Below are 24,792 nucleotides of genomic sequence, written 5' to 3' on the forward strand. Positions count from 1 at the left end.
AACAGAAGTCGACCACCGAGGGGCTGACCCCCAATTAGCTAGGGGTCAGCGCCCGCAGAGTGCCGTTCGCGATGGCATGCATGCTCGATCGCGCCGCCCCGACCCGGGCGGCGACGCGAATCCCAACAACAGCGCCATTGATCACCTCGGCCTGTTCGGTCGGGGGCATGGTGCAGGCGATGTCACCTGCCGCCTGACCGGCGGCGAGGTAATCCGCCATGATAGCCAGCCGGTTGCGTAGATTGACGGTGATCTGCTTCAGGGGCTCTGCCATCTCAGGATCATCACCCGCTTCAAGGGCGGTGTTGACGGAGAAGCAGCCGGATGGCCGCCCCTGCGCTCGTCGCTCCATCTCACCGTCGATGAGTACCTCGAATATCTTCGAGATACGCTCCAGCACGGACGTTGTTGATTCGGTGGACAGGATCGCATCGACACCTCTGTCCGCCGCTTCGATGTACGCCGCCATGCACTCGACATACAGTCCGCGCTTGCTATGGAACGCATTGTAGAGGCTACTGCGGCCGAGACCTGTTACCGCGCAGAGCCTCTCGGTGCTGGTGCCGTTGTAGCCATGGGCCCAGAACTCATCGAGCGCTGCGTCGACCACTGCGCTGCGATCAAACCCCATCGTGCGTCCCACGTCTCGACCGTAGCAATTTTGGATCGACCTGTCCATACAGACTCCCGGTGCGGGCGAACGCCGGACTCAAAGGCATCGATGGGACGGTCGTGCGGGCCACGGTCGAGGTCGGCTACAAGATCGGCTAGACCGGCGGCGAACTCGGTGCCGAAGCACCGTGATCGCAGCTGCAGACCTGCAGTTCGAGGTCGGCGCGGGCAAGATCACCACCGTCACACTCGCCGACATCGCACTGACGCAACCGGTAGCCGACATCGTCCTGTCCGGTATCGAGTTGAACGTCTCCAACGCCGTCGGCCCGATCAGCGTGTGACCGTTCGCGAAGATCTCGGTTACGACCGACACTGGCGTCTACGTCTACTACGACCACGGCCCCACCAGCAGGATCTGACAGCACGACCCGTATCAGATCTGGTCAGGACCGTAGCGCGCTCCTCGGAGGGCTGATCGGTCTTCTCACGATGATCGTCGTTTTGGCCCTGGCAACCGGGTTAGCCCCAGCTCCGGCGTCGGCGGAAACCTCCGCCGAACGCTGCAAGCTTGAGACGACCGCGTACAACAACGCGTGGAAAGCCATCGGCAAGAAGCCACCCGTCCCATACAAATGCGGCGGCAACAACGAACCACCACCTTCGTTGTCACCGGGCACCTCATCAACACCCGATCCAGGTGACGATGGACCGTCACAGGAGAAGACGCCAGACCGATCAGAACCAGGAGATGCAAAAACGGACCAATCCTGAACCCTCCGATGACGCGGAACGATAAAGGGAACTCCGTTAATCCCTCTCAGCTGCCGATCTCACGACAACAAAAGAACCAGATCGACGATCGCATCGGTAAGCCGATGAGGTACATCTTCGCTAGTTTTTTTGGCAGAAGCGCAGAGGCTATTTAAAGCGATGGAACGGAATGTCGCCACGCAGGTTGAGCATGGTTCATGCGTTCTTGAACCGCAGAATGTCCACATTCGGGCCAAGCCTCCATTGGGTGGAGCCCCTGGGCTACGGCCCGGTTCTCGTTGCGCTGGTAAATACCGCGACAACTACCATTAGGCCGACCACTGGGTTGAGGAATATGCTGATCGGAATTCCCGGATCGCCCCACGGGTAGTAGATCGATACCTCGAGTATCTGCCACAGTGGCAGCGCAAGTACTGCCCACCACAAGCGAAGGCCTACTAGCCATGCGCAGGCGGCCAGCGTTAGGCCGCCAATGGCATTCAGATACGCCCATGGCGTAACGGAGTTGTACAAGAAGCTCGTCCACGCCAACAGAAGTACGCCGGCGGCGACGCCGAAACGTCCCACGAGGGAATGTCTCACATGGGGGAAGGCCATGCGACTAGTACACCATAAGCTTCAGCGCATCGGCCACTGCCTCGACGGTATCGCGTGTCGTCAACTGGTATTGATTGGGCCCTATTTAGGATTACATCCATCAGCCTCATTGATCCAAATAAAGGGGCTTATGCACGGATAGGTAACCGCAGTTCGGACCGAATTCGAAGCAACCTCAGAGCATCGGATCCACTCGCCGGTGCGCCAAGGTAGCGGAGGCGGTTAAGTCACGTTCAGTCAACGTCCACGCCGTAGCATTGCATATGCAACGGGAGTAGAAATCTAGAAACCGGAGATCAAAAGGGCGCTAGTTGAATATTCATTGGCCGCAATTCCTTCGCGCGAGAATGTGTCCGACATTTGGTGACTAGCTACTTAGGTACTGGATGGTGAGCACGGCAGCCTATTTGGTGGCATTCATTTTATTGGCTGCCCTCTAGATAGCATGCTCGTTCCGCAAACTCGCTTGCGCGGTTGAGCTCATCAAGGAGGCGGGGCAATCGTCTTCGGACGGTAGGGGGCCGCCCGCGTAGCGTCGCTCGGCAGCTGCATATATTAAGCTAAAAATTGAACTGGGCCTGCCCTCGGAAGGAACCGCACAGTCATGGCATTGACCGAAGACGAACAGGACATGGTGGCGCTCGTCGCCGACTTCACCGACCAGCGTGTCCGTGACCGCGTCCGCGAGTTCGACGAGCCGGACGTGTACCCCGAGGAGTTCATCGAAGAGATGAAGACGTTGGGCTTCTTCGGCCTTCTCGCTCCCGCTGAACACGGCGGTGTGGACGTGAGCACCGCGTGCTTCGCGCGGGTCACCGAAGAGCTCGCCCGCGGTTGGATGAGCCTGGCGGGCGCGATCGGCGGGCACTCGGTGATCACCTACCTGGTCAAGACGTTCGGCACCGACGCGCAGCAAGCCAAGTATCTGCCGAAGATGGCGACCGGCGAGATCCGCGCAACCATGGCTCTCACCGAGCCGAGCGGCGGCAGCGACCTACAAGGCATGCGCACCTATGCGAACCCGGTGGACGGCGGATACTCGATCACCGGCTCCAAGACGTGGATTTCGAACGCCGCGCACTCGGGTCTGATCGGTCTGTTGTGCATCACTGACCGTGCGGCGTCGCCCGCGCACAAGGGGATGAGCGTCATCTTAGTGGAGCCGGGCGACGGTCTGGTGATCTCGAAGAAGCTCCCCAAGCTGGGGTATCGCGGCGTCGAAGCGTGCGAGTTGGTATTCGACGGGATGCACGTTCCCGCCGACGCTGTGCTCGGCGGCGAACCCGACAAGGGGTGGGGACAGATGATGCGCGGCCTGGAGATGGGTCGCATCCAGGTGGCGTCGCGAGCGCTGGGCGTCGGGCAGGCCGCGCTCGACGCCGCCGTTAAGTATGCGCAGCAACGCGAGTCGTTCGGCAAACCGATCTGGAAGCATCAGAGCGTCGGGAACCTGATCGCGGACATGGCTACGAAACAGCAGGCTGCACGACTGCTCACCATGGACGCCGCGCAGAAACTTGATCGCGGTGAGCGGGCCGACATGGAGGCCGGGATGGCCAAGCTCTTCGCGTCGGAGACCGCTATGCAGATCGCGCTCGACGCGATCCGCGTGCACGGCGGCTACGGCTACTCCAAGGAGTACGACGTGGAGCGCTACTTCCGTGACGCGCCGTTGATGATCGTCGGTGAGGGCACGAACGAGATCCAACGCAATGTGATCGCCGCGCAAATCATCTCGCGAAACCAAATCTGATCGACAGGAGACTGCGATGACCCAGCAGCTGAAGCGCGCGGCGATCGTCGCGCCGCTGCGCACCCCGGTCGGGACGTTCGGCGGTTCGCTGCGCGAGGTCCCCGTGGAGGATCTCGGTGCAGGCATCGTGACCTCGGTGATCGAGCATTCCGGCGTGGACCCAGAACGAATCGACGACGTGGTGTTCGCGCAGTCGTACGCCAACTCCGAAGTCCCGTGCGTCGGCCGTTGGCTCGCGCTGCACGCCGGACTGCCGACCTCAGTGCCAGGAATGCAACTCGACCGCCGCTGCGGTGGCGGACTGCAGTCGCTGATCACCTCGGCGATGATGGTCCAAACCGGCGGCGCCGATGTGGTGCTGGCAGGCGGGATCGAGTCGATGAGCCGCATCGAGTACTACTCGACCACCAACCGGTGGGGCAGTCGCGCGGGGAACTCGGTACTGTACGACCGTCTTGACCGCGGCCGTGAACGGTCGCAGCCAGTCCACCGGTTCGGTGAGATCTCCGGGATGATCGCGACCGCCGAAAACCTCGCTGCCGACTTCGGTCTCACCCGCGAGGCCGCGGACGCTTATGCGGCGCGCAGCCACCAACGCGCGACACAAGCGTGGGCCGAAGGCCGATTCGACGCCGAAGTGGTGCCCGTGTCGGTGCCGCAGCGCAAAGGCGAACCGATCGAATTCTCTCGCGACGAAGGCGTCCGACCGGACTCGACCGCCGAGACCCTCGCCAAGCTGCGGCCGCTCACTCCCGGCGGCACCGTCACCGCAGGCAACGCCAGTCAGCAGAACGACGCGGCCGCAGGATGCCTGATCGTCGCCGAAGACAAGCTCGACGAGCTCGGACTGGAGCCGATCGGGTTCCTCACCGGCTGGGCGGCGGCAGGCTGCGCGCCCGACCGGATGGGATTCGGGCCGGTCCCCGCGGTCGAGAAGCTCGCCGCACGCGCAGGCAAAAGCGTGCCCGAACTGCTCGACGGGTGCGACCTCGTCGAACTGAACGAAGCGTTCGCCGTCCAGGTGCTCGCCGTGCTCGAAGGCTGGGGCTGGCACAATCACGACAAACTCAACGTCAACGGCTCGGGCATCTCCCTAGGACATCCGATCGGCGCCACCGGCGTCCGCATGATGACCAGCCTGATGCACGAACTCACCCGGCGTGGCGGCGGTACAGGCTTAGCCACCATGTGCATCGGCGGCGGACAGGGCCTCGCCGCAACATTCGAGACGGCCTAGCCGACCGGTCTGGCGGGCTCCGCCAAGCATGGCGATGCGTGAAGAGTGACGAGTGAGTAGGAGGGTGGCGATGACAGCGGTTGAGCACCGTGATCGCGGAGGTCGTCGGCAGCAACTGTCCGAGCATGTGGCGGCATACGTCCGCGAGTTGATATTGACCGGACAGGCCAGGCCGGGAACGTTCCTTCGCACGGAGGCGCTCGTTGAAGCAGTCGGCGTGAGCAACACGCCGGTCCGGGAGGGACTGCTGGTCGTCGCAGGCGAAGGGTTCGTCGAACTGGTGCCCCGCCGGGGCTACCGCGTTGCCGAGGTGAGTCGCCGCGACATCCGAGACATGTTCCTGATGCAGGCGTGGATCGCGAGTGAACTCGCCCGAAGGGCCGCAACGTCGATCACCGAAGAACGACTAACCGAGCTGACGAATCTGGTGGCCGAGCACCGGCGCGCGTCCGAGACCGGCGACGACGGGGCCACGGCCCGTCTCGGACATCAATTCCATCGAGCGGTGAACCTCGCAGCGCAGTCGCCGCGGATGACACTGGTGCTCGGCGGTCTCGTGAAACAACTCCCGAACCGCTTCTACAACGACATAGAGGGCCACGACCACGACACCGAGGTAGCCCACCCGAAGATCCTCGAAGCGCTACGAGCCCGGGACGGCGAGGTGGCGTCGTCAGTGATGCACGCCCACATAATGGACGGGGCCGACGAACTGGTCCCGTTCCTCGAATCCCAAGGCATGTGGGGTTGATTCACCAATCGTGTTGCACAACGGTCGTCTGACAACCGTTGTGCAACACGATCTGTCTTTGGCCGGTCGACAACGACGACGTGCGGAGCGGACATCGTCGAAAGTGGACAGAACATGTCGAGAGCGGACAGGACATGAGGCATGGGGATCGGTTCAGTCGGCGAAATGCAGGTCGATGCTGGTGTGTGGTCCGGCGTCGACTCCGCGTGGACCGATGAGCGAGACAGTGCGGCCCTCGTCGGAGCCCTTGGAGCGGAGCCAGGCTTCCTGTCCACAGAACAATGGGGCCCAATTGCGGTGAGATAGAGACGAAACCGCGCGGGAATCGTGGGAGAGCCGGTGCGTCTCGGCGAGTGCCAGCGACATCAGCGGACCGTGCACGACGAGGCCAGGATAGCCCTCGACCGCGGTGGCATACGGCCAGTCGTAGTGGATCCGATGGGCGTTCGCAGTGGCCGCCGAGAAACGCATCAGCAGGGTCGGGTCAGTCCGCAGATCCCAGCCGCCGTCGTCGCGGGCGACAAACGGGGTGCCGTTCGGGACGAACGCCGACGCGGCTTCCGGCGACGGTCGAACACTCACGTCGGACGGGACACTGGCGTCCCGGTAGATCAGGTTCTGACGTTCGATCACGGCGGGCAGACCGTCGGAGCCGTGCAGAGTTGTGGCGACTGTGACGAGGACGAGTCGGCCGCTGCGGCCGTCCTTCTCCGTCACCGACTCCACCCGCGATTCGCGCAGTGTCGTGTCACCGACGCGGAGCGGTGCGCGGAACTCGACGCTGCCACCGGCGAACATGCGCCGGGGAAGCTCGGTCGGCGGGAGAAAAGACCCGCGGAACGGATGCCCGTCGATGCTCAGCTGCGACGATTCCACCCACCGCGGCAGGGCAACCCAGTGCCATAGCGGCGGCAGTTCGTCGCCCGGTAGGGGAGCAGGCAGACCGTCGTCGAAGATGCTTGCCAAGGCGGCGACCGGCGTCGGATCGATGAGCTCGTCGGTGACGACCGTATGCGGTTCCCAGACTGAAGGGGACGCGGCCATGGCTACATGTACCGCCCGCCGGTCACTTCGAGCACAGTTCCGGTCATATAGGACGACAGGTCGGAGGCCAGGAACGTCGCGACGTTCGCGATCTCACTCGGCTCGCCTGCGCGGCCCATGGGGATCTCCGCCATCTTCTGCTCCCAGATGCGCTCGGGCATCGCTTCGGTCATCGCGGTGCGGATGAGGCCTGGCTGAATGCAGTTGACGCGGACGCCGAGGTACCCGACCTCCTTAGCGGCAGCCTTCGACAGGCCGACGATGCCGGCCTTCGCAGCGGAGTAGTTGGTCTGACCGGCCAGACCGACTTTGCCCGAGATGGACGACAGATTGATTATCGAGCCAGTCTTTCGTTCGCGCATGTGCGCGGCCGCGGCACGCGTACCGTGCCAGACTCCCTTGAGGTGGACGTCGATGACCTGGTCGAACTGGTCTTCAGTCATCTTTCGCATGGTCGCGTCCCGGGTGATCCCAGCATTGTTCACCATCGCGTCGACGGCGCCGAACGCATCGACGGCGGTGTCGACGAGAGCCTGAACGTCGGCGGCTGCGGTGACGTCGCATGCGATACCGCGGGCCACGGACGTGTCGCCGAGGGCCGCGGCGGCAGCCGCGACCTGATCGGCGTTGATGTCCCCGATGACGACACGAGCGCCCTCAGCGACAAACTTCTCCGCGATTGCCAAGCCGATGCCTTGGGCCGCGCCGGTGATGACGGCGACCTTGCCGTCGAGGAGTGCAGACATGGGGAGTCCTTCCTAGATGGATGAGTCGCGCTCGCGAGAGGTACGCGAGCCCGATTGAACGACTGGCTCATCGTGCCGTTACGCGGACGGCTGTGTGGCCGAATCCGCGGTAGCCGCCGTCACTTGGCTGCCTCTCGCTTCGCCTGCTTCACCAAGCCGCCGCCGATGATGAGCCGCTGGATCTCACTGGTGCCCTCGTAAAGGCGAAGGAGGCGCACGTCGCGGTAGATCCGTTCGACAGGTAACTCGCGCATGTAGCCCGATCCACCGTGTACCTGGACTGCTTTGTCGGCGACCTGGCCGACCATCTCGGTGCAGAACAGTTTCGCGACCGACGGTGCGATGCGGCGATCCTCCTCGGACACCCACTTCGCGGCGGCATCGCGTACGAGCGCGCGACCGGCCATCACTCCCGTCTGCATGTCTGCGATGTGCGCCTGTACCAGTTGGAAGTCGCCGATCGGGGTGCCGCCCTGAGTGGTGACGGCCACGTGCCGCAGCGACTCGTCGAGCGCGCGCGCAGCGGCGCCGACAGCGAGGCCGGAGATGTGGACACGTCCGCGGGCGAGCGACGTCATAGCCGCGCGGTACCCGGCGTCGACATCTCCGCCGACGACCGCCGACGCGGAGACCCGGACTCCGGCGAAGGCGACGTTGGACGTCCACGCACCCTGCTGGCCCATCTTCTCGTCGTGCGGCGCGACGGTGAGACCGGGGGTATCGGCGGGGACGAGGAACACGGCGATGCCCGGACCGTTCGAGTCCGCCGGGCGGGTGCGCGCGAACACGACGAACAGATCGGCGGACTCGGCATTCGTGATGAAACACTTCTCGCCGTCGAGGATCCAGTCGCCGTTCTCCTGCACAACGGCCTTCGTCCGCAGGCCTGCCGGGTTCGATCCGGCGCCGGGCTCGGTGAGCGCGAACGATGCGACGACCTCGCCGGAGGCGATCCTCTCAAGCCACTGCGTCTTCTGCTCGGCGGTCCCGTAGTTCACCAGCACCTGACCGGCGATGCCGTTGTTGGTGCCGAACATCGAGCGGACGGCTAGCGAGGTGTATCCGAGTTCCATCGCCAGTTCCACGTCTTGAGCCAGGTCGAGGCCGAGGCCGCCCCACTTCTGCGGGATGGCGAACCCGAAGAGGCCCATCTCTTTGGCCTGTTGGCGGATGTCGTCCGGTATCGCGTCGTTGTCGGCGATCTCTCGCTCTCGGGGAACCACGCGGGTGCGTATCCACTCGCGGACGGACTCGTTGATCGCGGTGAAGTCTTCCGGACTGACCTCTGACATCGATGGCCTCCTCGGCTGCACGGCGGCTGACGCACCGTCTTCGCTTAATATATGATATGGACGAATTTATGCCACCGGCGCTTCGATGTTCGACGGTGGGTGCCGGTCGACCTCACGAGTTCAGGGCGTTGCGAGATAGCAGGGGAGCTGACTGTGTCTGATCCGATCGCGCGGCCACTCGACGGAGTTCGCATCGTCGAATTCTCGAGCTTCGTCGCTGGACCAAGTGCCGGAATGGCGCTCGCGCAGCTCGGTGCTGACGTGATTCGCGTCGATCCGCTTGGCGGTAACGCCGACTACCGGCGATGGCCGCTGTCGGACCGTACCGGCGAGAGTCTCTACTGGAACTCTCTCAATAGGGGTAAGCGCTCTGTGACGGTGGACGTGCGCAGCGATGCCGGCCGCGAGGTGCTGTTGAATCTCGCGACGGCTCAGGGCGCCGACGCGGGAATCGTCGTCGACAATGCCGTCGGCCGCCCGTGGTTCTCGTACGATGCTCTCCGCGGCAGGCGCGACGATGTGATCGCGGTCCGCGTGCAGGGTCGCGCCGACGGCGGGCCCGCCGTTGACTACACGGTCAACGGGGCGGCCGGCGTCGCCGACCTCACGGGACCCGCGTTCACTGACGCGCCGGTGAACCACGTGCTCCCTGCGTGGGACCTGTTGTGCGGCCAGCAGGTGGTCTCCGCGCTGCTTGCCGCGTTGCGGCGGCGTGATCGGACCGGTCACGGCGCGCTCGTCGAGATCGCCCTGGCCGACGTCGCGATGGCTGCCGTTGCCAACATGGGCTGGTTTTCCGAAGCCGCGGAGCGCGGCGATCGCGTCCGCCACGGCAACCACCTGTACGGGAGTTTCGGCGTCGACTTCGCGACCGCCGACGGCGACCGCGTGATGATCGTGGCGTTGACGCCGCGACAGTGGAAGGCGATCGGTGAGGCGACCGGGACGACCGAAGTGTTCGCGGGGCTGTCGGTGTCTCTCTGCGCTGACCTCTTCACCGACGAGGGCCGGTACGAACATCGCAGGGTCATAGAGGCGGTACTGACGCCGTGGTTCGCGAAGAACTCCACGTCGCACGTTCACGAAGCGTTGCACAACGCCGGAGTGCTGTGGGGTCCGTACCGGTCGGCGGCCGGCGTGGCCGCGGACTTCGCCGCACACCCGGCGTCTGAGCCGGTCCTGCAGTCGCTCGTGCAGCCGGGCATCGGTGAAGTTATCTCCGCGAACTCCGCGGTCCGCTTCGATTCGCAGTACTCGGGCAGCGTTCCCGCAGTGCCGCTGGGGCATGACACCGACGCTGTCCTGGCCGAGGTTCTAGGCCTCGACGAAGTCGAGCTCGCACGGTTGCACGACGACGGTGTGATCGGCTGACTCTCGGCAGGCGGGGACCTGTGAGCCTCTGACACATCCAACCGCGAGTGGCAGACTCGAGGATGTCCGAGACCGCACGCGAGTAAGAGGTGTTCCACAGTGATCGCAACCATCAATCCCGCGACTGGCGAGACCGTCAAGACGTACGACCCCGCGTCGGCCGACGACATCGAGAAGGCGCTCGCCCTCGGTGCCTCGACAGCGCGGACCTACCGGTCGACGACGTTCGCTCAGCGAGCCCAGTGGATGCGTGCGACCGCGGACCTGTTGGAGGCCGAAGCCGACGACGTCGCCGCGATGATGACTCTCGAGATGGGCAAGACCCTTTCCTCGGCGAAAGGCGAAGTCCTCAAGTGCGCTAAAGGATTCCGCTACTACGCCGACAACGCCGAAGCGATGCTCGCCGACGAGCCAGCCGACCCCGCGGCGGTCGACGCGAGCCAGGCGTATGCGCGATACCAGCCGGTCGGCGTTGTCCTGGCGATCATGCCGTGGAACTTCCCACTCTGGCAGGCGGTGCGTTTCGCCGCACCCGCGCTGATGGCGGGCAACGTCGGGCTCCTCAAACATGCGTCGAACGTTCCGCAGTCGGCGCTGTACCTCGCCGACGTGATCCGCCGCGGCGGCTTCCCCGAAGGCTGCTTCCAGACGCTTCTGATCGGTGCGGGCGCAGTCGAATCCGTGCTGCGCGACCGACGTGTCGCCGCTGCCACCCTGACCGGCAGCGAGCCCGCCGGCCGATCCGTGGCGGCCATCGCGGGCGACGAGGTGAAGCACACGGTCCTCGAACTCGGCGGCAGCGACCCGTTCGTCGTGATGCCGTCGGCCGACGTCGACGCCGCCGTCTCGACCGCCGTCACCGCGCGCGTGCAGAACAACGGGCAGTCGTGCATTGCCGCCAAACGATTCATCGTCCACACCGACGTGTACGACGAGTTCGCTGCGAAGTTCGCCGACGCCATGAAGGCACTGATCGTCGGAGACCCGACCGACCCGACAACCGACGTAGGACCGCTCGCCACCGACCAGGGTCGCGTCGACGTCGAGGAACTGGTCGCCGACGCCGTCGAGCGCGGTGCCGAGACGCTGTGCGGCGGAACACGAGTCGACGGACCCGGGTGGTACTACCCGCCTACGGTGATCGCCGGGATCACCCCCGAGATGCGGATGTACACCGAGGAAGTGTTCGGGCCGGTCGCCGGTCTCTATCGCGCCGCCGACATCGATGAAGCGCTGGACATCGCGAACGCCACCGACTTCGGCCTCGGCTCCAACGCGTGGACGACCGACGCCAGCGAGATCGACCGGTTCATCGCCGACCTCGACGCCGGGCAGGTGTTCATCAACGGGATGACCGTCTCCTACCCGGAACTCCCGTTCGGCGGCACCCGACGCTCGGGCACGGGCCGCGAACTGGCCGCACACGGGATTCGCGAGTTCTGCAACGTGAAGACCGTATGGATCGGGTGAACTCTAGGGTGTTGCTCCCCGCCGATTAGTGGTACGAACAGTCACATGAGCAACGACACGATGGCCTGGACCTCGAACGACCTCCCGTCCTTCACGGGCCGCACGGTCGTGGTGACCGGAGCCAACAGCGGGCTCGGGCTCGTCGCCGCCAGCCACTTCGCGCGGGTGGGGGCGAAAGTCGTTCTCGCCGTCCGCAACACAGTCAAGGGGGAGGAGGCCGCGGCGTCGGTCGACGGCGACACCGAGGTACGCAGGCTCGATCTCGCCGACCTGTCGTCGGTCCGAGCGTTCGCCGATGAATGGTCCGGCGACATCGCGGTCCTCGCCAACAACGCGGGCGTGATGCACGTGCCGGAGGGGCGGACCGCGGACGGTTTCGAGACGCAGATCGGCACCAACCACCTCGGCCATTTCGCGCTGACCAATCTGCTCCTGCCGCACATCACCGACCGGGTCGTCACGATGTCGTCGATGATGCACCGGGCAGGACGCATCGACCTCGCCGACCTCAATTGGGAGCGTCGCAGCTACAACCGGGTCGCCGCGTACGGCCAGTCGAAGCTCGCCAACCTGATGTTCTCGCTCGAACTGCAGCGCCGACTCACCGCGTCGGGGTCGACGGTCCGCTCACTGGCGGCACACCCCGGCTATGCGTCGACCAACCTGCAGACGCGGACCGACAACGCCGCGCTCGACTGGGCCGGCCGCCTCGGCAATAAGGTGATCGCGCAATCCGCCGAGGCCGGTGCGTGGCCGATGCTGTTCGCCGCCAGTCAGGATCTGCCCGGCGGGTCCTACGTCGGGCCGGACAAGCTCAACGAGACCCGTGGGCATCCCGCGCTCGCGGGCCGGACTGCTCGGGCGAGTGACCTCTCGGTGTGCGCCGCGCTGTGGGGTCTGTCGGAAGAATTGACCGGGGTGCCGTTCGGCGGCTGACCGACGGCGTCACCCCGGTAGCCGGGCCGGTCGTTCACCCGCGGCGACAGGCCGCTCGCCCCGCGCCGCTTCGGAGTCGGTACCCATCAGATATGTCGCAGTCAGTGCCCTGCTGGTGGTCTTAGGGAAAGTGCGGCGGGCGAAGCCGATGAGAATCCCCTGGGCCGTGTTCACGGTTGCCGGGCGATCAGAGATCGCGTGAAGAACACGGGCCGCCGACTTCTCGGTGCTCCACACGCCAGGCAATCGCTTGTAGGAGTTGGTCGGCGCGATCATCGGCGTCTTCGTCAGCGGCAGCCGGACGTTGCTGAACGTGATGTGCGACGACTGGGTCTCGACGGCGACGACATCGCTGAACGCTTCGATCGCACTCTTGGACGCCGTGTACGCGCTGAACCGCGGGCCGTGGGCCTGCACCGCGACCGAGGTGACGTTCACGATGTGGCCGACCTGCCTGCGCTTCATGTGGGGCAGGAGCGCGAGCGTCAAGTAGACGGCGCCGAAATAGTTGACGTCCATCAAGCGGCGGTAGTCGTGCGCCCGATCCACCGAGTTGAACGCTTCCCGCCGGATCGAATGCCCGGCGTTGTTCACCAAGACGTCCACGTGGCCCTGCTCGGCGATGATCCGTGCGATCAGTTCCCGGCAGGCAGTCTCGTCGGCGACGTCGCACGGATAGGCGTGCACCGACCCTCGGGAGATGCCGGGCTTGGGTGCGACGGCGAGCAGTTCGGCCTCGGTGCTCGTCAAGTGCGCTGGGTTTCGCGCCACGATTGACACGTTCGCGCCCCGCGCGACACACATGGCCGCGGTGGCTTTACCGATCCCGCTGGAGCCGCCGGTGATCACAATGTTTCGGCCGTCGAGCGGCCCGTCGGGTGACGGCCTGCGGTTCGTTCGAGTGTCGAGTCGATCCCGCCAGTAGTTCCAGATCGTGGGTGCGTAGTCGGCGAATGCCGGCAGTGAGACTCCGAGGCCGTCGAGTGTTCTCGATGTGGTGTCAGCACGGAAGTCGGCGGAGAACGACACTGCGTCGAGCACAGCCGGGGGGATGTTTCGTCCGCGTGCGACGGCGTCGCGCGTAGTACGGAGCCTGCCCCTTCGCGATCGGAGGACGAGGGGCTGCACCAGTTTATTCGAGACGGCGTTGAAGGCTCGTGGGCCGCCGAAGCTTGACCTCAGCGCGTTGTACATATCGGTGATCGACGGCGGGTTCGGATCGCTCAGGTGGTAGACCGCGTGCTGCTTACTCGGCTCAACCGGAAGTAGGGCGCAGATCGAGTCGGCGATGAAGTCGACCGGGACGATGTTGGTCTTTCCCAGGTTCGGGAAGGGTATCGGTAGCCAGGACGGCAACGCGCCGAGCAGGGCGAGGCTTTCGAAGAAGTAGTACGGACCGTCGACCTTGTCGATACGGCCGGATGTCGCGTCGCCGACGACGATCGCGGGCCGATAGATTCGCCAAACCAGATCGGTGCACTCGCGCACGGTCTTCTCGGCCTCGAACTTCGTCTGGTGGTACGGCGTGGGTAGCGTCTGCCCGAGGTCGAAGTCTGTTTCGGTGTACCGGCCGCGATGGTCGCCGGAGACCGCGATCGATGAGACGTGATGCAAGGTCGCACCGGCTCCCCGCGCGAATTCGGCGACCCGCCGTGTGCCCTCGATGTTGACGCGGCGTTGTGCGGCGTCGCTCGCATCCATGTCGTAGATGGCAGCCAGGTGTAGGACGTGGTCGAGTCGTTGAGGGACTGTCGTCGGTTCGACTCCCAGACCCGGCTCGGTGATGTCCCCGTTCGCTACGACGACTCGGTCACCGCCGTCGATTCGACTCAGAAAGGTCGCGAAGTCGTGAGTCGAACGTTCCCGAACCAATGCCCAAACCGTGTATTCCTCGACTGGCGCGAGTCGCTCCAGAACCCGCCGGCCGATGAACCCGTTACCACCCGTGATGAGAATCGTCTGCATGGCTACTCCTCGATTGTGCCGGTTCTACCAGGCCAAACAATCTTACTGTTGAGTAAGGTAAAGCCAGTCTGACACTTACAACACGCGATGGCAAGGTCTGCTTCGGTGACGTCGAGATCAAGAAATTCGGATGATAAAGAATTGTCGGACCCTGGCGAGGAATTGTCGTCTGCGGCCGATCACGCTGATGTTCGCGACCGGCGAGTTCCGGTCGGTGGTCGGCGACCGGGTTGGCGGCCCGGCCTCCCGCGGCCTGTCCGTCGCATGACCGAGCAGACTCCGGTCAGCAGAGGATATCGACCGCGTCGACGAACTTCTTCACCTGTGCTGGACTCGGAGTCTTCCCGGAGTCGGCTTCTAGTACCGGCTTCGCGTACTCCTGGGCGGTCTTATCGCCGTTCGTCGCTTTGATGCCGCACAGCGATGTGCCAAGCGAGACCGCGGTGGCGTCGGAGACGTTCACCCCGCCACGGTTGAGTTCGGCGAGAAACTTTGACCGTTTGTCGCCTTTCGGTGGCGCTATCTCTTCGGTAGTGCCTCGCGGTGGGTAGGCGGCCTGTGGAGCCGCCGACGACTTCGCGGTCGGTCGCGGCGGTGTCGACGATGAAGCATCTGGCGGGGCCGAACTGGACGTGGTGCTCGACGAGACGGCCGCTGAGGACTGGGTCGTGGCGGAGGGCGGCTGACTCTCGTCAGTCGAACTTCCGCATGCAGCCAGAGTGAGGACACCTACGGCGGCGATGCCGACGGCGGACGTTCGGAGGAAGAAACGATCAGACATTGAAGAACCCCTGTCGGTATGCGCTCCACACGGCGTCGTTCCAGTACGGCCAGTCGTGCAGGCCCTGCGCCGGGAAGTATGTGGTGTGTGGAACCTGGTTGACGGCTGCTTGCAAGTCGAACGCGTGCGTCAACGCTGACGCGGCGATCTCGAGAGGTGCACCCTGCACGATGAGTGCGGGATTGCGGAGGATAGCCTCCGGCGTCGCTGTGTACCCGGGGATGCCGCTTCCGGTACTGATGAACAGCTTCTTCAACCCGTCTAGCTTGTGGATCTGCACGAAGGGATCATTGTCGAGCCACCGAGTGCTCCATGGGGGACCCCACATGGCGTCTGAGTTCATCGCGGGCGTGCCGCCGTCCAGCATCGGCGCGATCATCGATGCGCGGATCGCTTCTCGCATGCCCGGAGCGGACAGATTCAAATATCCCGACATAGACGCAGCGGCATCAAAATTGTTCTTGTTGTTGCCGGCGATGATCAACGCAGAGCTTCCGCTCATCGATAAGCCCATGATCGCATACTTACCAGACGGCCCGCGAAGCTTTTTCTTATCCATAGCCTCGACGAGACTCTTTGTGATCACGCAATCCCATTTGTACGTATATCCCTGATTGCTGAAATTGTCGGGCGTATTCCAGTCGCTGTAGTAGCTCATATAACCACCGACCGGCTGTACGACATTAACGCCTTTGGCTGCCAATTCCGGCCCGACCTTCGTGTTGTGCTCCCAGCCGCTCACGTCGTTGGTGGCGCGCAGACCGTCGAGCATGACCACGGTCTTCTTATTTCCCGGCTTCGTCCACGCTCGGACCTTCACCGACTTCGCGGGACCGCCCTTGCTCTGCGTCGGCATGCCGCAGGAGTCGATCCACCAGGTCTGGGCCGCGGTGTCGGCGCTCGCGGCACCCGCCGTGCCGCCCATCAATACCAGTGCGGATACCGATGTGCCAGCCAGGAGGGCCGCCATCGGCTTCTTGAGTAGACCCTGAAATCCAGAAATCCGCACCCGTTCTCCATTCGTTAGTTCGCCGACTCGTTCGTCGACCTCGATAGGTTGGAATGTCATTGGCTGGATATTCGGCGAGAGGGATAAGTGCGTTACCTGATTGTGATGTCCATCACGGATCTGAACAATGCGGCCCTCTTTGAATCTGACGAACTATTCCTACGGCGAGTCGCATTAGCTACCAGGTGCTATTCGAATATTAGATTCTCTTAGGGTGGTCACCGATATATTTAAGGTGTGAAGCAGTGTCTGTGCTGTGGAAATGTCCACTATTACAACGGGTCATCGCGTTAAGCGGTCACCGTGCTTGCTTGACCGGGTGTCCAGGCGCGACTATGGCTGCATGGCCGACGATCAGAGCCCGGTGAAGGCGCGGCGCCCGGGTGGGCGCAGCGCTCGGGTTCGAGCCGCCGTTCTCGAGGCGACTTTGGTCGAACTGGTGGAGAAAGGCTACGCAGGACTGTCCGTCGACGGTGTCGCAACACGTTCCGGCGTCCACCGGACGTCCATCTATCGACGATGGTCCAACCGGGAGGCGCTGCTCGTCGCCGCGTTGGAGTCGCCGGACCTGCTGATGGACCATCCACCGGACACTGGATCCTTCGACGATGATCTGCGAATCTACAGCGAGTCTGCCGTCGAAGTCTTGAACGGTCCGCCGGGGGCAGTCCTCCGCGCCCTACTTGTGTCGGAGGCGTCGTCGCTGGAGTCCGTCGCTCGAGTGATCCGCAACGGCTTCCTGACGCTCCGTTCCAGCTCGCTGCCGATGGTCGAGCGGGCAATGGTCGCCGGAGCGGTCCCGGTCAAGACCGACGCCGTCGACGTCATGGACCATCTGCTGGCGCCGATCTACTTCCGGTTCCTGCGATCCGACGAACCGGTGGATGTCGCAGTCGCCACGCAGGGCGCCGCGGCGACCGTCGTCGCTGCGCGGGCCGGTGTCTTCGTTCGCGATCGCTGACCGGAATGGACGGCGGCGGCGTGGGCGGTAGGCTCGCTGCGATGAACCCGTCGAAGTGGCTCGTCAGCATGATTCCGAAGCGGATTCTTCCGACCGTCATCGCCTACGCCGGGTTCATCCGGTTCGCTCTCGTCGGGCTGTTCACATTCGTGTTGACGACGGTGCTGTTCTTCGGCCTCAAAACGACCGTGCTCGACGAGAAGCCAGTCACGGCGTTCTCGATCGCCACCCTCATCGCGACCATCGTGTCGTATGTCTTCAACCGCGAATGGTCGTTCGCCGAACGTGGCGGACGATCCGCTCGACACGAGGCGTCGTTGTTCTTCGTCGTCAGCGCGATCGCCCTCGGAATCAGTCAGATTCCGCTCGCGATGTCACGCTACGTGCTCGACCTTCAGATGCCGAACCTGTCCGCGTTCGGGGAACACATGGCTGACTTCGTCAGCGGCTCGATCATCGGCACACTGGTGGCGATGGCATTCCGGTGGTGGGCGTTCCGGAAGTGGGTGTTCCCGGAATTGATCGGCGTCGACGCTGACGTCGCGGAGTCGACGGCAGACTCGGACCCTTTCGACGGCCGCTGACTCAAGCGTTCACCGTCCGCAACAGCACCGCCGCCGCGCGCTGGGCCTGAGGCAGAGCCTCAGGAAGATCTGAGATCGACCGCAGAACTGTGGCGCCCTCGATCAGGGCCAACAACTGAACCGACAGGCTGTCGGCATCGGGATGCCCTGCCGCGCGTGTCAGATCGGCAAACAAATCCTTGATCCACAACTTTCCGACGCGGATCACCTCGTGCGCCGGATGGTCGGCGGTCCCGACGAGCTCGCTGTGTGCGTGCACGAACGCACAGCCGAGCGGGCTGTGCTCGTCCATCCACGACTGCAATGCGTCGAACACTGCGAGAGCCTTCGCGTCCCTGTCGTAAGTGCCCCCATCGTCGATCTCGGCCAATGTCCGCGCGACCCATTCGCGGTAGTGCTGGTCTCGTTCGGTCAGATACGCGACGACGAGAGCGGCCTTGGATCCGAACTGGTCGTAGAGGGTCTTCTTGGTGACCCCGGCGTCGGCGGAGATCGTGTCGACGCCGACCGAGTTGATGCCCTGCTCGTAGAAGAGGCGGGATGCGGAGTCGAGGATGGCGCGTGCTGCAGGGGTCAGAGATTTCGGTTGCACACTGGTATCCACACAGGGCAGTATAGGTGGCATATACAGGTCGGTGTACGAGTCGGGTCGTGCAGGTGCCTGAATCGACTGGTCAAGCATCGAGCCGGGGCATTGATCCCGCGAAGGAGAACGACATGTTGAAGTCACTGGGACGTGGGGTGCGGACCTTCATCCGAGCACTCGACACCGCCAACGCGATCCGCCACGGCGCGACGCCGACGTACTACGCCGACGTCGTCGAGCCGCTGGTCATGGAGCCGATCGATCTGACCGAGTGGGACGGCGCTTCGCGCCGCGCCGCGTAGCGCGACGCAGAGTCCCCGCCTCGGCTCGACGGGCAGAGTCGGCGTGTGTCATCTCGCACGGTGATCGGACTCATCTTAAGAACTCATCGACGGGATCGGGCAGACCCGTACCGGTCGGACGACGTGCCGACTAGCGTTTGAGAAGCGATGCGCCGTAACGACCGCGCACCGGTAAACGCGACTGCCTCGCCACACCAGGCGCAGGTGTCGCCCGACGATGATCAAAGGAACCACCGATCCGATGACCAGCACGAATTTCACGAAAGTCCTTGTCGCCAATCGTGGCGAGATCGCCATCCGCGGATTCCGCGCGGCCTACGAGTTGGGGATCGGCACCGTCGCGGTCTTCCCGCACGAGGACCGGAACTCGGCGCACCGCACGAAGGCCGACGAGTCGTACGAGATCGGTGAGCCCGGCCATCCCGTGCGCAACTATCTGGACATCGACCTGATCATCGACGCGGCCAAGAAGTCGGGAGCCGACGCGATCTACCCGGGCTACGGATTCCTGTCGGAGAACCCGGATCTCGCCGCCGCGTGCGCGGCGAACGACCTCACGTTCGTCGGTCCGCCGCAGCACGTGCTGGAGTTGACCGGCAACAAGGCGACTGCTGTCGCCGCAGCGAAGGCCGCAGGGCTCCCGGTGCTGCCATCGTCGGAGCCGTCGAACGACATCGACGAACTGCTCGCGGCAGCAGAGTCGATGACCTTCCCGGTGTTTGTGAAGGCTGTCGCTGGCGGTGGCGGCCGCGGCATGCGCCGCGTTGAAGAGATCAGCGGTCTTCGGGAAGCGATCGAAGCGGCGTCGAGGGAGGCGGAGTCCGCGTTCGGCGACGCGACGGTGTTCCTCGAGCAGGCTGTCATCAACCCGCGCCACATCGAAGTGCAGATCCTCGCCGACACACACGGCAACGTCATCCATCTGTTCGAGCGCGACTGCTCGGTGCAACGTCGCCACCAGAAAGTCGTCGAACTGGCGCCTGCGCCCAACCTCGATCCCGCGCTCCGCGAGAAGATCTGCGCGGACGCGGTCGCGTTCGCCAAACAGATCGACTACTCGTGCGCCGGCACGGTCGAATTCCTCGTCGACGAGCGCGGCCAGCACATGTTCATCGAGATGAACCCGCGTATCCAGGTGGAGCACACGGTGACCGAGGAAATCACCGACGTCGATCTGGTTCAGTCGCAGCTCCGGGTGGCCGCGGGCGCGACATTGAGCGATCTCGGCCTGTCGCAGGAGTCGATCAAGATCCGCGGCGCCGCCCTGCAGTGCCGGATCACCACCGAAGATCCCGCCAACGGCTTCCAGCCCGATACCGGCCGTATCACCGGCTACCGCACACCGGGCGGCGGCGGCGTCCGGCTCGACGGTGGCACCGCACTCGGTGCGGAGGTCGGCGCGTACTTCGACTCGATGCTGGTCAAGCTCACCTGTCGTGGACGCGACTTTGAGTCGGCGGTCGCGCACGCGCGCCGGGCCGTCACCGAATTCCGTATCCGCGGCGTCGCGACCAATATTCCGTTCCTGCAAGCGCTGCTCGACGACCCGGACTTCCGGGCAGGTCGGGTGACGACGTCGTTCATCGAAGACCACCCGCAGCTGTTGACGTTGAACTCGTCGGGCAACCGCGCGTCGAAGATCTTGTCGTACCTGGCCGACGTCACCGTGAACCACCCGAACGGGGTGCGGCCGGTCCACGTGAACCTCGCCGACAAACTGCCGGCGGTCGACCTGTCGACCGAGCCGCCCGCCGGATCTCGCCAACGACTGCTCGAACTCGGACCGGACGGGTTCGCGGCGAGCTTGCGTGCGCAGAAGGCGCTCGCGGTGACCGATACGACGTTCCGTGACGCGCACCAATCGCTGCTGGCGACACGGGTGCGGACGTCCAGCCTGACCGCCGTCGCACCGTACGTCGCGCGGTTGACGCCGGAGCTGCTGTCGATTGAGGCCTGGGGTGGCGCGACGTACGACGTCGCACTGCGATTTCTGAAGGAGGATCCGTGGGATCGGCTCGCCCAACTGCGTGAGGCGGTCCCCAACATCTGCCTGCAGATGCTGCTCCGTGGCCGGAACACTGTCGGGTACACGCCGTACCCGGAGTCGGTGACGCGTGCGTTCGTCGCCGAAGCGGCATCGACCGGGATCGATATCTTCCGGATTTTCGACGCGCTCAACAACGTCGACCAGATGCGGCCGGCGATCGACGCAGTCCGGGAGACCGGCACCACCATCGCCGAGGTCGCGATGAGCTACACCGGCGATCTGTCGGATCCGGATGAGAAGCTGTACACGCTCGATTACTACCTGCGGTTGGCCGAGCAGATCGTGAACGCGGGCGCGCACGTGCTGGCGATCAAAGACATGGCAGGACTGCTGCGGGCACCTGCGGCGACCACCCTTGTGTCGGCGTTACGGTCCGAGTTTGATCTCCCGATCCATGTGCACACCCACGACACACCGGGCGGACAGCTGGCCACCTACCTCGCCGCGTGGCAGGCAGGTGCGGACGCTGTCGACGGTGCGAGTTCACCGATGTCCGGAACGACGAGCCAGCCGTCCCTGTCGGCGATCGTCGCAGCGGCAGCGCACAGCGACCATGACACCGGCTTGAATCTGGAAGCAGTGTGCGAGCTGGAACCGTACTGGGAGACGCTGCGAAAGGTGTATGCGCCGTTCGAGTCCGGCGTCCCCGCACCCACGGGCCGTGTCTACACGCACGAGATCCCGGGCGGCCAGCTGTCGAATCTGCGGGCTCAGGCCACGGCGCTCGGTCTGGCCGATCGTTTCGAGGAAGTCGAAGCGAAGTACGCCGCGGCGGACCGTCTCCTCGGCCGGTTGGTGAAGGTGACGCCGTCGTCGAAGGTCGTCGGCGACCTGGCGCTGGCGCTCGTGGGTTCGGGCGTGGACGTCGAGGAGTTCGCCGAGAATCCCGCGCGTTACGACGTTCCGGACTCGGTGATCGGGTTCTTGCAAGGCGAACTCGGCACGCCCGTCGGCGGGTGGCCCGAACCGTTCCGGAGTCGTGCCCTGGCAGGGCGCAGCGAACCCGAACCGCAGGCGGAACTGTCCGCGGAAGACGAGGCCGCCCTGGCAGGCGATTCGGCGACGCGTCGCTCCACACTCAACCGGCTGTTGTTCCCGGGTCCGACGAAGGAGTACCTGGAGCACGTCGAGACTTACGGCGACACCTCACGTCTGTCGGCGACCCAGTTCCTCTACGGTCTGCGCTCGGGTATGGAGCACCGCGTGGAATTGTCCAAGGGGGTCAACTTGCTGATCGGATTGGAGGCGATCTCCGAGCCGGACGAGCAGGGCATGCGCACGGTGATGTGCATCCTCAACGGGCACTTGCGGCCGGTGCCCGCGCGGGACCGGTCGATCAAGGCTGACGTCGAGACCGCCGAGAAGGCCGACAAGAACAACTCGGGCCACATCCCGGCACCGTTCGCGGGCGTCGTCACCCTGTCGGTCACCGCGGGCGACCACATCGAGGCCGGCGGCCAGATCGGCACCATCGAAGCGATGAAGATGGAAGCGCCGATCACTACGCCGCACTCCGGCACTGTCACCCGCACATCGATCGGCGAGGTCGCTCAGGTCGAAGCCGGTGACCTCCTCGTCGTCCTGCACGACGAGTAGCGGCGCCCACGCCACACTCGATGTAACACAACGAATCGAGCCGTTTCACCCATGCGGCCGCGCTCAGTGGATTAGCGTGCACCCCGTACATGGAGTTGTTCGATTGATCGGTGCGGAGGATTGTGGATGCGTTTCACGAATGTGGTGACCGCGGCAGGGGTGTTGGCGGCTTCGGCGATCCTGGCCGTCGGGCTGGTGCCGGGGGCCGCGAATGCCAGCCCCAGCCCCGAGCCGGTGAAGTACGTCAACCTCGGCGACAGCTATTCGGCTGGCTCGGGAGGGCTTCCGCTTGCGCCGGACGCGAGCCTCGTCTGCTGGCAGTCGGCGGACAATTACGCGAAGATCCTCTCTCGGTCCAACGGCTTCGATCTCACCGATGTCAGTTGCGGCGGCGCGTCGACCGCGGACTTCTTCACCCCGCAGACGTCGGGCGTCAAGCGTCAGCTCGACGCGCTCGACGACAGCGTCGATTTGGTGACGTTCTCCATCGGAGGCAATGACGAGAGCCTCTTCTCGGGGACCGTGATGAATTGCGTGGTCGAGGGGATCGGCACGGCGATGCGCGGCGCGCCGTGCCAGGCGAAGCACGCGAAGTCGGCGTCAAAGACGATTCGTGAGACGACCTATCCGAACCTGGTGAAGGCGATGAAAGCGGTGCGAGCCAAGGCGCCGAACGCCCGCGTCGCCGCGCTCAACTACCCGTGGATCACACCCGACCGTAATGCGCCGTGCAACGGCGTGCCGATCTCGGCGGGAGACAGCAAGTTCACCCATCGTGTGCAGGCCGAGCTCAATGACGCGATCGCGCGCGCGGCGAAGTCGACGGGTGTGACTCTCGTCGACGTCGCGACTGCCTCAACCGGGCACGACGCCTGCAAGCCGGTCGGCGTGCGGTGGGTTGAGCCGCTGCTCACTACCGTCCAACTCGTCCCCGTTCATCCGAACGCGCTCGGGGAGCGGCGCATGGCCGCGGTCGCGGCCAAGACTCTCGATCTGAAGTAGGGCTCCGAGCCCTAACGAACCCGCCGTCTGGTGCCACGCCGTGGCACCAGACGGCGGCTTGCGTTGCGCCCGAAGTGCGACGGTATTGCGACCCGCAGGGGATAGACGTGGGACTGCGGTCGGTGATCGTCGTAGGCATGACGATTTGTTCATCGTGGTCTTCGGGGGTCGGCGGTCGTGGGGGTCTCTTTTCGGAACCGTCGCTCGTCGAAGTACTCGGGGGTGAGGGCCATTTCTAGTGCGGTCGGGGGCGGCCCCCTCCTGCGGATCGACCTCGACGCGGTTGCCGCGAACACTCGCCTGTTTGCCGACCGTGCGGCCGGAGAGTTGATGGCGGTGGTGAAAGCCGACGGCTTCGGTCACGGGGCGACGGCAGTCGCGCGCACCGCGCTAGCCCACGGGGCCGGTCGGCTCGGGGTCGCGAGCCTGGCGGAGGCGCTTGCGTTGCGCGCCGACGGCGTGGACGCTCCGGTACTTTCGTGGCTCAACCCGGGCGATGCTGACTGGCGTGCGGCACAGGCTGCACGGATCGACGTTGCAGTGCCCTCGCTGGAGCATCTGAGTGCGCTCACACGGGTCGCACCGGGCAGCCGGGTTCATCTGCACCTCGACGTCGACATGGCGCGCGATGGTGTGTGTGCCGACGACTGGCCCGCCGTGTGTGCGTCTGCCGCGCGGGCAGAACACGACGGCCTGATCCGAGTCGTCGGTGTGATGGGGCATCTCGGCTGCGCGGGCGAGTCGACTCGCACCCCTGCTGTCGTTGCGGCGAACGACGCGGCGCGAGAACGCTTCTCGTGGGCCTTGCGAGTCGCGCGCGGCGCAGGCCTGTGTCCAGTGGATCGCCATCTCGCGGCCACGGCCGCGACCCTCACCGATTGCCGAACACATCACACGATGAGTCGTATCGGTGCAGGTCTCGTGGGGATCGATCCGTCGAAGACCACGGAACTCCGGCCCGCGCTGACGTTAACTGCGCCGGTCATCACGGTTCGTTCGGTGCGTGCTGGGACTGCGGTCGGCTATGGACACACGTGGGTCGCCGAACGACCCACCCGGTTGGCGCTCCTGCCGCTCGGCTACGCCGACGGTCTGCCGCGTGTCGCGTCGGGGCGGGCCGAAGTACTGCTGGCGGGACGACGTTGTCCGATCGTCGGTCTCATTTCCATGGACATGACGGTCGTCGACATCGGTGACTTGCCTGCCGCTCCAGGTGATCTGGCGATGCTGTTCGGACCGGGCGACGCGGGCGAACCTACCGTTCGCGACTGGGCGCGATGGGCCGACACCATCGAGCACGAAATCGTCACCGGCCTCGGACGGCGACTGCAACACACCGTCACACCGTCACTGATTCAATCCCATTAAGGACTACA

Annotated in this window: 21 protein-coding genes; 13 read left to right on the top strand and 8 right to left on the bottom strand. The window is 64.7% G+C overall.

Features of this window, described 5'->3' with window-relative positions; all coding sequences use genetic code 11:
- Window positions 1-34 precede the first annotated feature (34 nt).
- Window positions 35-643, bottom strand: a complete 609-nt coding sequence (locus tag MP11Mi_RS07045) for a TetR/AcrR family transcriptional regulator (RefSeq protein ID WP_420041579.1) — start codon at window positions 641-643, stop codon at window positions 35-37.
- Between the two features lie 157 nt (window positions 644-800).
- Between MP11Mi_RS07045 and MP11Mi_RS07050 the strand changes: the two genes are divergently transcribed.
- The 4 genes from MP11Mi_RS07050 to MP11Mi_RS07065 all read left to right on the top strand — a co-directional run bounded on the left by MP11Mi_RS07050 (window position 801) and on the right by MP11Mi_RS07065 (window position 5,724).
- A complete protein-coding gene (locus MP11Mi_RS07050; protein WP_420041580.1) occupies window positions 801-956 on the top strand; it encodes a hypothetical protein in 156 nt (51 codons plus the stop codon).
- Between the two features lie 1,631 nt (window positions 957-2,587).
- Window positions 2,588-3,736, top strand: coding sequence for an acyl-CoA dehydrogenase family protein (locus tag MP11Mi_RS07055; protein ID WP_420041581.1), 1,149 nt, complete (start codon window positions 2,588-2,590; stop codon window positions 3,734-3,736).
- Window positions 3,737-3,752: 16 nt separating this feature from the next.
- Window positions 3,753-4,973 carry an acetyl-CoA C-acetyltransferase gene (locus MP11Mi_RS07060; protein WP_420041582.1) on the top strand — a complete coding sequence of 407 codons (1,221 nt, stop codon included), beginning with the start codon at window positions 3,753-3,755 and terminating at the stop codon, window positions 4,971-4,973.
- Window positions 4,974-5,043: 70 nt separating this feature from the next.
- On the top strand, window positions 5,044-5,724 hold the full coding sequence (locus MP11Mi_RS07065; RefSeq protein WP_420041583.1) for a GntR family transcriptional regulator: 681 nt from the start codon (window positions 5,044-5,046) through the stop codon (window positions 5,722-5,724).
- Between the two features lie 153 nt (window positions 5,725-5,877).
- On the opposite strand, the gene MP11Mi_RS07070 is transcribed toward MP11Mi_RS07065, so the two are convergent.
- The 3 genes from MP11Mi_RS07070 to MP11Mi_RS07080 all read right to left on the bottom strand — a co-directional run bounded on the left by MP11Mi_RS07070 (window position 5,878) and on the right by MP11Mi_RS07080 (window position 8,806).
- Window positions 5,878-6,768: an HTD2 family dehydratase gene (locus tag MP11Mi_RS07070; RefSeq protein ID WP_420041584.1), complete on the bottom strand. Its 891-nt coding sequence runs from the start codon at window positions 6,766-6,768 to the stop codon at window positions 5,878-5,880.
- Between the two features lie 2 nt (window positions 6,769-6,770).
- Window positions 6,771-7,514 (bottom strand): 3-oxoacyl-ACP reductase FabG, encoded by a 744-nt coding sequence (fabG, locus tag MP11Mi_RS07075; protein WP_420041585.1) that lies wholly within the window; start codon window positions 7,512-7,514, stop codon window positions 6,771-6,773.
- Between the two features lie 119 nt (window positions 7,515-7,633).
- Window positions 7,634-8,806: an acyl-CoA dehydrogenase family protein gene (locus tag MP11Mi_RS07080; protein WP_420041586.1), complete on the bottom strand. Its 1,173-nt coding sequence runs from the start codon at window positions 8,804-8,806 to the stop codon at window positions 7,634-7,636.
- A gap of 153 nt (window positions 8,807-8,959) precedes the next feature.
- Here MP11Mi_RS07080 and MP11Mi_RS07085 point away from each other — a divergent pair, with 153 nt between their 5' ends.
- From MP11Mi_RS07085 to MP11Mi_RS07095, 3 genes are all read left to right on the top strand, one after another.
- On the top strand, window positions 8,960-10,177 hold the full coding sequence (locus MP11Mi_RS07085; protein WP_420712848.1) for a CoA transferase: 1,218 nt from the start codon (window positions 8,960-8,962) through the stop codon (window positions 10,175-10,177).
- 99 nt (window positions 10,178-10,276) lie between these two features.
- Window positions 10,277-11,647, top strand: coding sequence for an NADP-dependent succinic semialdehyde dehydrogenase (locus MP11Mi_RS07090; protein WP_420041587.1), 1,371 nt, complete (start codon window positions 10,277-10,279; stop codon window positions 11,645-11,647).
- A 45-nt stretch (window positions 11,648-11,692) separates the two neighbouring features.
- Window positions 11,693-12,583, top strand: coding sequence for an oxidoreductase (locus MP11Mi_RS07095; RefSeq protein WP_420041588.1), 891 nt, complete (start codon window positions 11,693-11,695; stop codon window positions 12,581-12,583).
- Window positions 12,584-12,592: 9 nt separating this feature from the next.
- Here MP11Mi_RS07095 and MP11Mi_RS07100 read toward each other — a convergent pair whose 3' ends face one another.
- From MP11Mi_RS07100 to MP11Mi_RS07110, 3 genes are all read right to left on the bottom strand, one after another.
- The gene (locus MP11Mi_RS07100) at window positions 12,593-14,548 is read right to left on the bottom strand and encodes an SDR family oxidoreductase (RefSeq protein WP_420041589.1); all 1,956 of its coding nucleotides are present in this window, start codon (window positions 14,546-14,548) and stop codon (window positions 12,593-12,595) included.
- Window positions 14,549-14,831: 283 nt separating this feature from the next.
- Complete coding sequence (locus tag MP11Mi_RS07105; protein ID WP_420041590.1) at window positions 14,832-15,329, bottom strand: DUF732 domain-containing protein; 498 nt, start codon at window positions 15,327-15,329, stop codon at window positions 14,832-14,834.
- A complete protein-coding gene (locus tag MP11Mi_RS07110; RefSeq protein ID WP_420042034.1) occupies window positions 15,322-16,254 on the bottom strand; it encodes an alpha/beta hydrolase in 933 nt (310 codons plus the stop codon). Before MP11Mi_RS07110 ends, MP11Mi_RS07105 begins: the two co-directional genes overlap by 8 nt.
- Before the next feature lie 427 nt (window positions 16,255-16,681).
- On the opposite strand from MP11Mi_RS07110, the gene MP11Mi_RS07115 reads away from it, so the two are divergent.
- Window positions 16,682-17,299 (top strand): TetR/AcrR family transcriptional regulator, encoded by a 618-nt coding sequence (locus tag MP11Mi_RS07115; RefSeq protein WP_420041591.1) that lies wholly within the window; start codon window positions 16,682-16,684, stop codon window positions 17,297-17,299.
- A 41-nt stretch (window positions 17,300-17,340) separates the two neighbouring features.
- Window positions 17,341-17,883: a GtrA family protein gene (locus MP11Mi_RS07120; RefSeq protein WP_420041592.1), complete on the top strand. Its 543-nt coding sequence runs from the start codon at window positions 17,341-17,343 to the stop codon at window positions 17,881-17,883.
- A 1-nt stretch (window position 17,884) separates the two neighbouring features.
- Here MP11Mi_RS07120 and MP11Mi_RS07125 read toward each other — a convergent pair whose 3' ends face one another.
- Complete coding sequence (locus MP11Mi_RS07125) at window positions 17,885-18,487, bottom strand: TetR/AcrR family transcriptional regulator (protein WP_420041593.1); 603 nt, start codon at window positions 18,485-18,487, stop codon at window positions 17,885-17,887.
- A gap of 113 nt (window positions 18,488-18,600) precedes the next feature.
- On the opposite strand from MP11Mi_RS07125, the gene MP11Mi_RS07130 reads away from it, so the two are divergent.
- The 4 genes from MP11Mi_RS07130 (at window position 18,601) to alr (ending at window position 24,784) form a co-directional block, all read left to right on the top strand.
- Window positions 18,601-18,771, top strand: coding sequence for a hypothetical protein (locus MP11Mi_RS07130; protein ID WP_420041594.1), 171 nt, complete (start codon window positions 18,601-18,603; stop codon window positions 18,769-18,771).
- A 241-nt stretch (window positions 18,772-19,012) separates the two neighbouring features.
- The gene (locus MP11Mi_RS07135; protein ID WP_420041595.1) at window positions 19,013-22,414 is read left to right on the top strand and encodes a pyruvate carboxylase; all 3,402 of its coding nucleotides are present in this window, start codon (window positions 19,013-19,015) and stop codon (window positions 22,412-22,414) included.
- Between the two features lie 126 nt (window positions 22,415-22,540).
- Complete coding sequence (locus MP11Mi_RS07140; protein WP_420041596.1) at window positions 22,541-23,416, top strand: SGNH/GDSL hydrolase family protein; 876 nt, start codon at window positions 22,541-22,543, stop codon at window positions 23,414-23,416.
- Between the two features lie 222 nt (window positions 23,417-23,638).
- On the top strand, window positions 23,639-24,784 hold the full coding sequence (alr, locus tag MP11Mi_RS07145; protein ID WP_420041597.1) for an alanine racemase: 1,146 nt from the start codon (window positions 23,639-23,641) through the stop codon (window positions 24,782-24,784).
- The last annotated feature ends 8 nt before the right edge of the window (window positions 24,785-24,792 follow it).

Source organism: Gordonia abscondita (assembly GCF_032711245.1).
Taxonomy (GTDB): domain Bacteria; phylum Actinomycetota; class Actinomycetes; order Mycobacteriales; family Mycobacteriaceae; genus Gordonia.